The organism is Serratia sp. Z4, from assembly GCF_009900725.1.
GTDB classification, from domain to species: domain Bacteria; phylum Pseudomonadota; class Gammaproteobacteria; order Enterobacterales; family Enterobacteriaceae; genus Serratia; species Serratia nematodiphila.
The window spans coordinates 77,738-90,563 of sequence record NZ_JAAABD010000006.1 but is presented as its reverse complement, the minus strand read 5'-3'; the positions used below and the strand labels follow the sequence as shown (position 1 = coordinate 90,563).

The window sequence follows — 12,826 nt, the reverse complement described above, 5'->3', positions numbered from 1 at the left end:
CGCCTGCCTGAAGGAACACCATGTCCTGGGAAACCTGGAGTTTTGCGTTTAACGTCACCGTGCCGAATCTGCTGATGATGCTGCTGGGGATCCTGCTGCGCCATTGGCGCCTGATGGATGACCGCTTCGTCGACGGTGCGACCCGCCTGGTGTTCAATCTGGCGCTGCCGTGCCTGCTGTTTTTCAGCATTGCCACCAACCATCCGCAGCTGCTCGGCAACCTGCCGCTGGTGCTGTTCGGCGCGGTCGGCACGCTGGCGACCTTCCTGCTTTTGGAGCTGGCGGCCAGGTGGTTGGTGAAAGAACCGCGTGAGCGCGGGGTATTCGTGCAGGGCGGCTTCCGCGCCAATACCGCCATCGTCGGCCTGGCCTACGCCATGACCGCCTACGGCAGCGAAGGCATTGCGCTCGCCTCGCTGTACCTGACGGTGACGGTGATCCTGTTCAATATACTGTCGGTCATCACCCTCACGCGCAGTCTGCAGGGCGGGCAGGGCAAGAAAATCAGCCACCTGTCGCTGCTGCGCAGCATCGTCACCAACCCGCTGATCATCGGTCTGGTGTGCGGGCTGGCGTATGCGCAAACCGGGCTGGGGATCCCGGCCGTGATCCGCCAAACCGGCAGCTATATCTCCGCGCTGTCGCTGCCGCTGGCGCTGCTTTGCACCGGAGCCAGCCTGGATTTTCGCGCCATGTTCCGTTCGTCCAACGTGGCGGCGCTGTCGTCGGCGGCCAAGCTGTTTCTGGTGCCGTGCCTGATGACACTGGCCGGCTGGCTGTGCGGGTTCCAGGGCGCGGCGCTGGGCATTATCTTCCTGTTTTCCGCCACGCCGACCGCTTCGGGCAGCTATGTGATGACGCGCGCCATGGGCGGCAACGCCACGCTGGCGGCCAATATTATCGCCATCACCACCGTCGGTTCGTTCTTCACCACCGCGTTGGGGATCTATTTTTTGCGCTCATGGGGCGCGATTTAACCTGGGAGTCGTTATGGACGCGCACTGTCCGCACTGTCGTCAGACCATGAATTGGGTAGCGGGTCACTACCATTGTGCCGCCTGTCAGCGCGATTATCGGCAGCTGGCGAGCTGCCCGGAGTGCGGGCAGCCGCTGCAAGAATTGAAAGCCTGCGGGGCGGTGGATTACCTGTGCCAGAACGGGCACGGGCTGATCTCCAAAAAGCGGGTGAATTTCAGCTATCAGCCGCTGTAAGCCCTCACTCATCCACCTGGCCGGTTTTCCACAGATCCACCAGCGCCTGCGGCGCGCTGCTTTCCGGGATTAACAGCACGATCTCGGTGCTCAGGGTGGGGCTGGTGTAGTTGATCTGTATGCGGTAGTAGCGTTGGTCGCCGCAGCCGGGGGAGTTGGGCTGGCCTTCTTCCTGCGCATAAGGCAGCGTCTGGTTCAGCAGCTGATTCAGGCGCTGCCGCTGCTCCGGCGTGATATCGGCCAGCGCGATGCGGCGCTGGCCCGCCAGTTTGGGAATGTAGGCGAAGCCTCCCTCGCGCGCCAGCTCAATGACCGTATCCTGATTGAGCGTCGGCAGCGGTTTCATTATTCCACCCCCACCTGATGCCAGGCCTGCTGCACCTTGTCCGCCACGCTCTGGTCGAAACGCGCTTGCGCATGTTTCACCGTGGCGCGGGCGAAGGTGGCGAAATCGGCATTTTGCGGCAGCGCTTTGTCGCATACCGTGTCATACCAGACGTAGCCGGCTTTCTCCCAGGCGAAGCTGCCCAGCGCCGTCGCCGCCAGGTAGAAGGCGCGGTTGGGGATGCCGGAGTTGAGGTGCACGCCGCCGTTGTCTTCCTTGGTCTGGATATAATCCTTCATGCTGGCGGGCTGCGGGTCTTTGCCCAGCAGCGGGTCATCGTAGGCGGTGCCGGGCGCCGACATCGAGCGCAGCCCTTTGCCTTTGATGCCCTTGGCGAGCAGCCCGGCGCCGATCAGCCAGTCGGCTTTATCGGCGGTTTGCTGCAGGTGGAACTGCTTGACCAGCGAACCGAACACGTCGGACAGCGATTCGTTGAGCGCGCCGGACTGCTGGTAGTAGATCAGCCCGGCTTCGCTCTCGGTCACGCCGTGCGCCAGCTCGTGGCCGACCACGTCGATGGCGATGGTGAAACGGTTGAAAATCTCGCCGTCGCCGTCGCCGAACACCATCTGCTGGCCGTTCCAGAAAGCGTTCTGGTACTCCTTGCCGTAGTGCACGCTGCCGACCAGCGGCAGCCCCTGGTTATCCAGTGAGTTGCGGCGGTAGGCCTGCCAGAAGAAATCGTAGGTGACGCCGAGGTAGTCGTAGGCTTCGTCCACCGCCACGTCGTGGTTGCTGGGCTGGCCCTCTTTACGCACCTGTTTGCCGGGCAGTTGGGTGCCGTTCTGGGCGTCGTAGATATCGCGGAGCGCTTCGCCGGCTCGGGCGTTTTTCTCGGTCGGTGAACGCAGCGGCTTGTTGCCGAGCAGGCTTTGCACGTGGTTCAGGGTGTGCAGCGCGCAGTCGCGCTGCGGGGCGTTGCCGTGTTCAATGATGCGGCGCAGCATGTAGGGAGGAATGACGGAACGCATGCGCTGGGCTGGCATAGTGGCTCTCCTTAGGCAAAAAATTTTACCTCATCGAATGAATGCACTGTGCCTAAGTGTAGCCTACTCGTCATAAAGCCTGTGGTCATGCGTGCTCACCGCCGGCGCAGTCTTGTGCGGGCTGATGCGCCGCACCGAGGCGCGTACCGCCAGCCGACCGTGCAGCAGCAGGTTGCACGGCGGCGCGTCGGCGCGCAGCATGCGCCGCTGCAGCAGTTGGATCGCCTCGTAACCCAGTTCGTCGCGCGGCACCTGCACCGAGGTCAGCGGCACGTCATGGATTTCCGCCAGGTTGAAGCCGTCGGTGCTCATCACCGACACGTCGCCCGGCACGTTCAGCCCTCGCTTGTTGAGCGCCTTGACCGCCCCGACCGCCATGTAATCGCCGCCGGCCAGGATCGCCGTCGGCAGCGGGGCGTGGCCGTGGATGCCATCGAGATAGGTGGTCAGCGCCTGCTCGGCCTCTTCGCTGCCGAAGCCGGAGGTGGTGACCAGATGGCGGCCGTCGTCGAACGGCAGATGATGCCGCGCGTAGGCTTGCCGGATGCCCGCCAGCCGCAGCTCCATGGTGTGGCGGCGCAGACACTGCAGGTTGAGAATATGGCTGTGCCCCTGCTGGAACAGGTAGCTGGCGGAGTAATCGCCGATCAACTGATGATCCGGCGAGACGCTGTCCAGCCGCATCTGCCGATCGCTGCAGTTGATCAGCACGCAAGGTTTGTGCAGATCGGCCGCCAGGGTGTGGATATGCTCGTCGTCGATGCCGATGATCAGCGCCGCTTCGGTGTGCGGATCGCTCATCTTTTCCAGAAACAGCGCGCCGTCGCTGCGCTGCTCTTCCAGCCCGCAGTAGCGGATGCGCACCTCATGCTCCATCAGCGCGGCGGCAATGCCCTGAATGACCTTGTAGTAGAAGATGTCGGTGCGCACGTCGAACGCGCGCTGCGGCGCGAACACCATCACGTTGTTCAGCATCAGCCGGCCGCTGGAAATGCCCTGCAGAATGCCGTTTTGCTGCGCACAGTCCAGCACCTTGCGGCGCGCCTCGGCGCTGGTGTTGGCCTTGCCGGCCAGCACGCGGGAAACGGTGCTGATCGACAGCCCGGTTTGGCGGGCGATCTCCTGGATTTTCAGCTTTCCGTTCATTTTGTGATCTCCTTCAAATTCATCCGTGAGAATATTTTCACTACGGATTTTCAGCATTTTTACCGGCTTTGTCGGCCATTATGACTATTTTTTCACCCGCTTGTGAAAATCTTTGCAAAAAACCCCGTTTCGCTGTGCGTTATCGCTGAGTAGTCTGCATTGGTACACCAATTTTGGGACATGTCAGTCCAATTTTAACGGTGTGCGAAAAAGAAAACAAAAAATAAATCATGGGGTTGTGATGGACTGCCGGTCTGTTATGCGAGCGTTGGCCTGTGTTCACCGTCCCCTTTTGATAGCGCAACGTACCTTACCAATGCGCGCGTCGCTGTCACAGGCGGCCGCGGGGAGATAACCGATGAGTGTGGAGATCAATCAGGCGGTCGCGCAGAGCGGCCGGCGCAAGTTCAAATCGCTGCGCTGGTGGATGCTGGCGCTGTTCTTGCTGGGCGTCACGGTCAACTACATCACCCGCAACTCGCTGGGCATTCTGGCGCCGGAGCTGAAAACCAGCCTGAACATGAGCACCGAGCAATATGCCTGGGTGGTGGCGTCGTTCCAGCTGGCCTATACGGTATTTCAGCCGATCTGCGGCTGGCTGATCGACGTCATCGGCCTGAAGATGGGCTTTCTGATCTGCGCCGGCATTTGGGCGGTGGTATGCATGCTGCACGCCGGCGCCGGCAGCTGGCTGCAACTGGCCATTCTGCGCTTCTTCATGGGGGGCGCGGAGGCGGCGGCCACCCCGGCCAACGCCAAGGCGATCTCCGACTGGTTCCCGAAAAAGGAGCGGCCGATCGCCGCCGGCTGGGCGGGCGTCGGTTTCTCCATCGGCGCCATGTTGGCGCCGCCGATCATCGTTATCGCTCACGTCTCCTTCGGCTGGCAGGGGGCGTTCCTGTTCTCCGGCGGGCTGGCGCTGATCTGGGTCGTGCTGTGGTGGCTGTTCTACCACTCCCCGCAGCAGCACCCGAACCTCAGCCAGCAAGAGCTGGATCTGATCCGCGAAGACAACGAGCCGGTGTTGCCGAAGCTGCCGTTTTTCACTTCGCTGGCCAGCCTGTGCAAGAACAAGAAGTTTTACGGCATCGCCATCCCGGCCTTTCTCGCCGAGCCGGCCTGGGCGGTCTTCAGTTTCTGGGTGCCGCTGTACCTGGCCACCGAACGCGGCATGGATCTGAAACAGATCGCGATGTTCGCCTGGCTGCCGTTCCTGGCGGCGGATATCGGCAGCGTCGCCAGCGGCTATCTCACCACCCTGTACCGCAAATGGTTCGGCTGCAGCCGCGTCAACTCGGTGGTCGCCAGCTCGGTGACCGGCGCTTTCCTGATGGTGTCGCTGGCGTTCGTGGCGATCACCCAAGATCCCTATGTGGCGATCGCGCTGATCTCGATCGGCGGTTTCGGCCATCAGGTGATCTCCTGCATGCTCAGCGCCCTGGTGGTGGAATCGTTCGATAAAAACCAGATGGCGACGGTCAACGGCATGCGCGGCTCCAGCGCCTGGATCGCCAGCTTCCTGTTCACGCTGCTGATCGGCGCGGTATCCGACACCATCGGCTTCAACCCGCTGTTCATCGCGATGGGCTTCTTCGATCTGATCGGCGCTGTGTTCCTGATTGCCCTGATCGCCGAGCGCGGCGGTAAGAAAACCCCTTCACACAGCTAAGTGGAATATGTATGAAAACCTTGAAAAATTGGACATTGGCGGCGCAGCATGCCGACCATGTCGAGCTGCTGGTCGATGAACGCCATCGTTTCTGCCTGTACGTGCTGGAAGACGGCCTGTTCCGCGTGTTGATCAAACGTGAGGGCGAGCTGGCGCTGGATCGCACCTGGAGCATCGCGCCGCAGAACGATGTGCCCTGGGAGGGGCGCGATCGGCTCAGCGTCGCCGGTTTCAGCCTGCCGGGCTATCAGCTGCGCCAGGCGGGCGATCGGCTGGTGGTCAGCACGCCGCTGCTGCGCGTGACGGTGCATCAGCCGCTGTGGTTGGAATGGGAGCATTGCAATGCCGCCGGCGAGTGGCGGCCGCTGGCGGCGGATCGGCCGACCAGCGCCTACCTGCTCAATGCGCACGGCGACGGCGTGGCGCACTACCAGCGGCGTTTTGCCGATGAGCGCTATTACGGCCTGGGGGAGAAAGCCGGCGATCTGGAACGCACCGGCCGCCGCTTCGAGATGCGCAATCTGGACGCCATGGGCTACAACGCCGCCAGCACCGATCCGCTGTACAAGCACATTCCGTTCACCATCACCCGTGGGCCGGAGGCGAGCTTCGGCCTGTTCTACGACAACCTGAGCAGCTGCTGGCTGGATCTGGGCAACGAGATCGACAATTACCACGCGGCCTATCGCCGCTATCAGGCCGAAGCGGGCGATCTGGATTACTACCTGTTCCTCGGGCCGAAGGTTTTGGACGTCACCAAGGCCTTCGTGCGCCTGACCGGCCGCACCCACTTCGGGCCGAAGTGGAGCCTGGGCTACAGCGGCTCGACCATGCACTACACCGACGCGCCGGACGCCCAGCAGCAGCTGCAGCAGTTCATTGCGCTGTGCCGCCAGCACGCCATTCCCTGCGACTCCTTCCAGCTGTCGTCGGGCTACACCTCGATCAACCACAAACGCTACGTGTTCAACTGGAACTACGACAAGGTGCCGCAGCCCAAGCTGCTCAGCCAGGCGTTTCACGACGCCGGCCTCAGGCTGGCGGCCAACATCAAGCCGTGCCTGCTGCAGGATCATCCGCAGTATCAAGAGGTGGCGGCGCAGGGGCTGTTTATCCGCGATTCGCAAAGCGACGCGCCGGAACGCTCCAGCTTCTGGGACGATGAAGGATCGCACCTCGACTTCACCAACCCGGCGACGGTACGCTGGTGGCAGCAGGGCGTCACGCAACAGCTGCTGGAGATGGGCATCGATTCCACCTGGAACGACAACAACGAGTACGAAGTGTGGGATGGCGAAGCGCGCTGTCACGGCTTCGGGCGGCCGATCGCCATCAAGCACATCCGCCCGGTGATGCCGCTGCTGATGATGCGCGCCTCGATGGAGGCCCAGCAGCGCTTCGCGCCGCAGAAACGCCCGTACCTGATCTCGCGCTCCGGCTGCGCCGGCATGCAGCGCTATGTGCAGACCTGGAGCGGCGACAACCGCACCAGTTGGCAGACGCTGCGCTACAACATCCGCATGGGGCTGGGCATGAGCCTGTCCGGCTTGTATAACCTCGGCCACGACGTCGGCGGCTTCTCCGGCGACAAACCGGACGCGGAGCTGCTGGTGCGCTGGGTACAAAACGGCGTGATGCACCCGCGTTTCACCATCCACTCCTGGAACGACGACGCCACGGTCAATGAGCCCTGGATGTACCCGGCCGCTACCCCGGCGGTACGTGAGGCGATCAACCTGCGTTACCGGCTGCTGCCGTATTTCTACACCCTGTTGTGGCAGGCCTGCGCCGACGACGAGCCAATGCTGCGCCCGACTTTTCTCGATCACGAACAGGATGCGCGCACCTTCGGCGAGAACGACGATTTTCTGATCGGCCGCGATCTGCTGGTGGCCAGCGTGGTGGAGCCGGGGCAACGTCGCCGTTCGGTATATCTGCCGGATAATGGCGAAGGCTGGTACTGCTTCTACAGCGGCCAGTGGTTCGGCGGCGGGCAGACGGTGACGCTGGCGGCGCCGTTGGAGCGTCTGCCGCTGCTGGTGCGCGCCGGGGCGGCGCTGCCGCTGTCGCAGCGGCTGGCGCATGTGGACGTGGCCGCCGACGATCGGCGCGAGCTGCGGCTGTTTCCGCTCAAGGGGGGCGGCGTGAGCAGCGGGCTGCTGTTTGAGGACGACGGCGAAAGCGAAGGTTGGCGGCAGGGCGATGCGCTGTGGCTGCGCTGGGAAATGCGCTGCGACCATCAGCGCATCATGCTGGACATCGCGACGGAAGGGCGTTTTCGTCCGGCCTGGCGCACGCTGACGCTCAGCCTGCCGGAAGGCGAAACGCGCGCGCTGTGGGTGAACGGCGAACCGGGCGAGCGTTTTACGCTGGAGTAGGGCTTACTCGGCCGCGCGCTTCTTGCGCGGCTTTTTAGCGACGGTGATGGTTTTCACCTCGCTTTCCACCCAACCATCCTGCAGGCGGGTTTTCAGCAGTTCGCCGACCTGCGCCTGCTTGGTGGTTTTCAGCAGCTCGCCGCGCGGAGTTTGCGTCACGCTGTAGCCGCGTGCCAGCGTCGCCAGCGGGCTGACGGTCTCCAGCTGGCTGCAGGCCACGCCGAAGCGCTGGCGGTAGGCGTTGAGCTGCCGCTCCATCGCCTGCTGCAGACGGTATTCCTGCTGCTGCACGCGCTGTTGGTAGCGGTGAATGCGGCCCTGCGGCTGCACCTGCGCCAGCCGCTGCTGGGCGCGCTCGCTGCGGCGGGCGGCCAGGCGCAGCTGTTGCTGCATGCCGTCTTCCATCCGGCGCTGCAGCTTGAACAGCAGCGTCTGCTGACGCGCCAGGCGCAGATGCGGATGCTGCTGCTGTAAACGGTGGTGAATGCGGGTGAACTGCTGCTGGCGCTGCGCCAGGTAGTAATCCATCGCCATCTCCAGCCGCTGCTGCTGCGACTGCAGCTGGCGCAACAGCTCAAGCTGATTGCGGCTCACCAGTTCGGCGGCGGCGGATGGGGTCGGCGCGCGCAGGTCGGCAACGAAGTCGGCGATGGTGACGTCGGTTTCATGGCCGACGGCGCTGACGATCGGAATGCGGCTGGCGAAGATCGCTCGCGCCACGCGTTCGTCGTTGAAGCTCCACAGATCCTCCAGCGAACCGCCGCCGCGGCCGACGATCAGCACGTCGCATTCATCGCGGCGGTTGGCGGCCTCGATGGCGCGCACGATCTGCATCGGCGCTTCGGCGCCCTGCACCGAGGTGGGGTAGATGACGATCGGCAGCGACGGATCGCGCCGCTGCAACACCTGCAGAATATCGTGCAGCGCCGCGCCGCTGGCGGAGGTGATCACCCCGACGCGTTTGGCCGGCGCGGGCAGCGGCTGCTTGAACTGCTGATCGAACAGCCCTTCGGCGCTCAGGCGCTGTTTCAGCTGCTCGAACTGTTGCTGCAGCAGGCCGTCGCCGGCGGGCTGCATGCTCTCGGCGATCAGCTGGTAGTCGCCGCGCGGTTCATACAGCGTGATGCTGGCGCGCACCAGGACCTGTTGGCCGTTTTGCGGCCTGAAGGTGACGCGGCGGTTGCTGTTGCGGAACATCGCGCAGCGCACCTGGGCGCGGTCGTCTTTCAGCGTGAAATACCAGTGGCCGGAGGCGGGCTGGGAGAGGTTGGAGATCTCGGCGGAGAGCCAAATCTGCCCCATTTCCCTTTCCAGCAGTTGGCGAACCGTCTGATTGAGGCGGCTTACGGTAAAAATGGAAGGCGAAACAGGTAGCGACATGTGACCCAGATCAAATTTCAAAACAATCACTTAATTGGTCGATACTACATGGCTGAAAAAGGTAATCAAGACTTTTTGTAAGAAAGTGCTGGAGGCAACCGATTCCGCTCTGTATAATGCCGCGGCAATATTTTATCTTTTTCACAGCCCACCCTGGTGAGATATTGCCCATGCTACGTATCGCTAAAGAAGCTCTGACGTTTGACGACGTCCTCCTGGTTCCAGCCCACTCCACGGTTCTGCCTAACACCGCAGAGCTCGGCACTCAACTGACCAAAACCATCCGCCTGAACATCCCTATGCTGTCCGCAGCCATGGATACCGTTACCGAATCCGGCCTGGCCATCGCGCTGGCGCAGGAAGGCGGCCTGGGCTTCATCCACAAAAACATGTCCATCGAGCGCCAGGCTGAAGAAGTCAGCCGCGTGAAGAAACATGAAAGCGGCGTAGTCACCGACCCGCAGACCGTTACTCCGGCCACCACGCTGCAGGAAGTGAAAGAGCTGACCGCGCGCAACGGCTTCGCCGGTTACCCGGTCGTTACCGAAGACAACGAACTGGTCGGCATCATCACCGGCCGCGACGTGCGCTTCGTGACCGATCTGACCCAGCCGGTGACTGCGGTGATGACGCCGAAAGATCGCCTGGTCACCGTGAAAGAAGGTGAAGCGCGCGACGTGGTGCTGCAGAAGATGCACGAAAAGCGCGTAGAAAAAGCGCTGGTGGTGGACGACAGCTTCCATCTGCTGGGCATGATCACCGTTAAAGACTTCCAGAAAGCGGAACGTAAGCCGAACGCCTGTAAAGACGAGCACGGCCGTCTGCGCGTGGGCGCGGCGGTCGGCGCCGGCGCCGGCAACGAAGAGCGCGTCGACGCGTTGGTGGCGGCGGGCGTTGACGTGCTGCTGATCGACTCCTCGCACGGCCACTCCGAAGGCGTGTTGCAGCGCATTCGCGAAACCCGCGCCAAATACCCGGATCTGCAGATCGTCGGCGGCAACGTCGCGACCGCCGCGGGCGCCAAAGCGCTGGCTGAAGCCGGCGTGAGCGCGGTGAAAGTGGGTATCGGCCCTGGCTCCATCTGCACCACCCGCATCGTGACCGGCGTGGGCGTGCCGCAGATCACCGCCATCGCCGACGCGGTGGAAGCGCTGGAAGGCACCGGCATCCCGGTTATCGCCGACGGCGGCATCCGCTTCTCCGGCGATATCGCCAAAGCGATCGCCGCGGGCGCATCCTGCGTGATGGTTGGCTCCATGCTGGCGGGCACCGAAGAATCTCCGGGCGAAATCGAGCTGTATCAGGGCCGTTCGTTCAAATCTTACCGCGGCATGGGCTCGCTGGGCGCGATGTCCAAAGGCTCTTCCGACCGTTACTTCCAGACCGATAACGCCGCCGACAAACTGGTGCCGGAAGGTATCGAAGGCCGCGTGGCCTATAAAGGCATGCTGAAAGCCATCGTGCACCAGCAGATGGGCGGCCTGCGCTCCTGCATGGGCCTGACCGGCTGCGCCACCATCGACGATCTGCGCACCAAAGCGGAGTTCGTGCGCATCAGCGGCGCCGGCATTCAGGAAAGCCACGTGCACGACGTGACCATCACCAAAGAGTCACCGAACTACCGCATGGGCTGATGCCTTAACCTCTCCTGAGTGAGAGGCCGGGGTGGGGCGCCAAGCCCCATCCCGAAAACATACATTTTCGCTCTTTTTCTCTTGTTGCTGGAATTCGCCTCACATGACACAAAATATCCATAAGCATCGCATCCTCATACTGGACTTCGGTTCGCAATACACCCAACTGGTCGCCCGCCGCGTGCGCGAAATCGGCGTTTACTGCGAACTGTGGGCCTGGGACGTTAGCGAAGCGCAGATCCGCGAATTCAACCCAAGCGGCATCATCCTGTCCGGCGGCCCGGAAAGCACCACCGAAGCCGGCAGCCCGCGCGCCCCTGACTACGTGTTCAACGCCGGCGTGCCGGTGCTGGGCGTGTGCTACGGCATGCAGACCATGGCGATGCAGCTGGGTGGCCATGTGCAGGGCTCCAACGAACGCGAGTTCGGCTACGCGCAGGTGGAAATCGTCAACGAGAGCGCGCTGCTGCGCGACATCGAAGACGCCATCAGCCCGGCCGGCAAACCGCTGCTGGACGTGTGGATGAGCCACGGCGACAAAGTGACCGCGATCCCGTCCGACTTCGTGACCGTCGCCAGCACCGATACCTGCCCGTTCGCCATTATGGCCAACGAAGAAAAACGCTTCTACGGCGTGCAGTTCCACCCGGAAGTGACCCACACCCGTCAGGGCCAGCGCATGCTGGAGCGCTTCGTACTGGACATCTGCCAGTGTGAAGCCCTGTGGACGCCGGCCACCATTATCGAAGATGCGGTCGAGCGCATCCGCGAGCAGGTGGGTGAAGACCACGTGATCCTCGGTCTGTCCGGCGGCGTTGACTCCTCCGTCACCGCGATGTTGCTGCACCGCGCCATCGGCAAGCGCCTGACCTGCGTGTTTGTCGACAATGGCCTGCTGCGCCTGAACGAAGCCAAGCAGGTGATGGAAATGTTCGGCGACCACTTCGGCCTGAACATCGTGCACGTCGAGGCGGAAAACCGCTTCCTGACCGCGCTGGCGGGCGTGGACGAACCGGAAGCCAAGCGTAAAATCATCGGCCGCGTGTTCGTTGAAGTGTTCGACGAAGAAGCCTGCAAGCAAGAGCAGGTGAAATGGCTGGCGCAGGGCACCATCTACCCGGACGTGATCGAATCCGCCGCTTCCGCCACCGGCAAAGCGCACGTGATCAAGTCGCACCACAACGTGGGCGGCCTGCCGAAGGAAATGAAGCTGGGCCTGGTCGAGCCGCTGAAAGAGCTGTTCAAAGACGAAGTGCGCAAGATTGGCCTGGAACTGGGCCTGCCATACGACATGCTGTACCGTCACCCGTTCCCGGGTCCGGGTCTGGGCGTGCGCGTGCTGGGCGAAGTGAAGAAAGAGTACTGCGATCTGCTGCGCCGCGCCGACGCCATCTTCATCGAAGAGCTGCACAAAGCCGATCTGTACAACAAAGTCAGCCAGGCGTTCACCGTGTTCCTGCCGGTGCGCTCGGTCGGCGTGATGGGCGACGGCCGCAAATACGACTGGGTGGTCTCCCTGCGTGCGGTAGAAACCATCGACTTCATGACCGCGCACTGGGCGCACCTGCCGTATGACTTCCTCGGCCGCGTCTCCAACCGCATCATCAACGAAGTGGACGGCATCTCCCGCGTGGTGTACGACATCAGCGGCAAGCCGCCGGCGACGATTGAGTGGGAGTGATTTAACACTTCCTGCAGCCTGTTAGTAACCAGGCCTTAGTGACTAAAGCCCTCTGTTTTTACAGAGGGTTTTTCTTTATATGGCCATATCTTTTCCGCCTGGTTCCAGTCATGGGTAAAGCAGATTATTGTTTGTGGTCTAAATATGGCCTATGTTCGGACCTTGGTATGATTGGTAGCACCAGGGGGCATAATGAAAGTAGAGACCATCAACTACGTTATAGAATCCTATGAGCAGCAGGAGCGAGAGAACGCCATTGCTCTGCTGAAATTGCTGACGCTGTCAGAGAAGGATAAAGCGGAAGGGCGCGTGTTCTCAAAGGAACCGCTGTTGGATGGGCTTTAAGCACTACAGT

Annotated in this window: 10 protein-coding genes and 1 pseudogene; 7 read left to right on the top strand and 4 right to left on the bottom strand. The window is 62.4% G+C overall.

From position 1 onward, the window contains the following. Nucleotides 1-20: 20 nt before the first annotated feature. Nucleotides 21-977, top strand: coding sequence for an AEC family transporter (locus tag GT753_RS19550; RefSeq protein ID WP_015378773.1), 957 nt, complete (start codon nt 21-23; stop codon nt 975-977). 13 nt (nt 978-990) lie between these two features. Beyond that, nucleotides 991-1,212, top strand: coding sequence for a zinc ribbon domain-containing protein (locus GT753_RS19545; protein ID WP_004941446.1), 222 nt, complete (start codon nt 991-993; stop codon nt 1,210-1,212). Between the two features lie 4 nt (nt 1,213-1,216). Here GT753_RS19545 and GT753_RS19540 read toward each other — a convergent pair whose 3' ends face one another. The 3 genes from GT753_RS19540 to GT753_RS19530 all read right to left on the bottom strand — a co-directional run bounded on the left by GT753_RS19540 (nt 1,217) and on the right by GT753_RS19530 (nt 3,729). After that, nucleotides 1,217-1,558 (bottom strand): protealysin inhibitor emfourin, encoded by a 342-nt coding sequence (locus GT753_RS19540; protein WP_004941448.1) that lies wholly within the window; start codon nt 1,556-1,558, stop codon nt 1,217-1,219. Beyond that, nucleotides 1,558-2,583, bottom strand: coding sequence for a M4 family metallopeptidase (locus GT753_RS19535; protein WP_160125867.1), 1,026 nt, complete (start codon nt 2,581-2,583; stop codon nt 1,558-1,560). Before GT753_RS19535 ends, GT753_RS19540 begins: the two co-directional genes overlap by 1 nt. Nucleotides 2,584-2,646: 63 nt before the next feature. Then, nucleotides 2,647-3,729: a LacI family DNA-binding transcriptional regulator gene (locus GT753_RS19530; RefSeq protein WP_004941451.1), complete on the bottom strand. Its 1,083-nt coding sequence runs from the start codon at nt 3,727-3,729 to the stop codon at nt 2,647-2,649. Nucleotides 3,730-4,087: 358 nt separating this feature from the next. On the opposite strand from GT753_RS19530, the gene GT753_RS19525 reads away from it, so the two are divergent. Both GT753_RS19525 and GT753_RS19520 read left to right on the top strand, forming a co-directional pair. Then, the gene (locus tag GT753_RS19525) at nt 4,088-5,398 is read left to right on the top strand and encodes an MFS transporter (RefSeq protein ID WP_015378771.1); all 1,311 of its coding nucleotides are present in this window, start codon (nt 4,088-4,090) and stop codon (nt 5,396-5,398) included. 11 nt (nt 5,399-5,409) lie between these two features. Further along, on the top strand, nt 5,410-7,776 hold the full coding sequence (locus GT753_RS19520) for a TIM-barrel domain-containing protein (protein WP_160125866.1): 2,367 nt from the start codon (nt 5,410-5,412) through the stop codon (nt 7,774-7,776). Nucleotides 7,777-7,779: 3 nt separating this feature from the next. Here the strand turns inward: GT753_RS19520 and xseA are convergent, their stop codons facing one another. Then, nucleotides 7,780-9,156 carry an exodeoxyribonuclease VII large subunit gene (gene xseA, locus GT753_RS19515; RefSeq protein WP_004941456.1) on the bottom strand — a complete coding sequence of 459 codons (1,377 nt, stop codon included), beginning with the start codon at nt 9,154-9,156 and terminating at the stop codon, nt 7,780-7,782. A gap of 170 nt (nt 9,157-9,326) precedes the next feature. Here xseA and guaB point away from each other — a divergent pair, with 170 nt between their 5' ends. The 3 genes and pseudogenes from guaB to GT753_RS19500 form a co-directional block, all read left to right on the top strand. Continuing rightward, the gene (guaB, locus tag GT753_RS19510; RefSeq protein ID WP_004941460.1) at nt 9,327-10,790 is read left to right on the top strand and encodes an IMP dehydrogenase; all 1,464 of its coding nucleotides are present in this window, start codon (nt 9,327-9,329) and stop codon (nt 10,788-10,790) included. Nucleotides 10,791-10,893: 103 nt separating this feature from the next. Then, complete coding sequence (guaA, locus tag GT753_RS19505) at nt 10,894-12,471, top strand: glutamine-hydrolyzing GMP synthase (RefSeq protein WP_015378768.1); 1,578 nt, start codon at nt 10,894-10,896, stop codon at nt 12,469-12,471. 213 nt (nt 12,472-12,684) lie between these two features. Next, nucleotides 12,685-12,816, top strand: a pseudogene (locus GT753_RS19500) (type II toxin-antitoxin system Phd/YefM family antitoxin); the annotation flags it as partial. Nucleotides 12,817-12,826 lie beyond the last annotated feature (10 nt).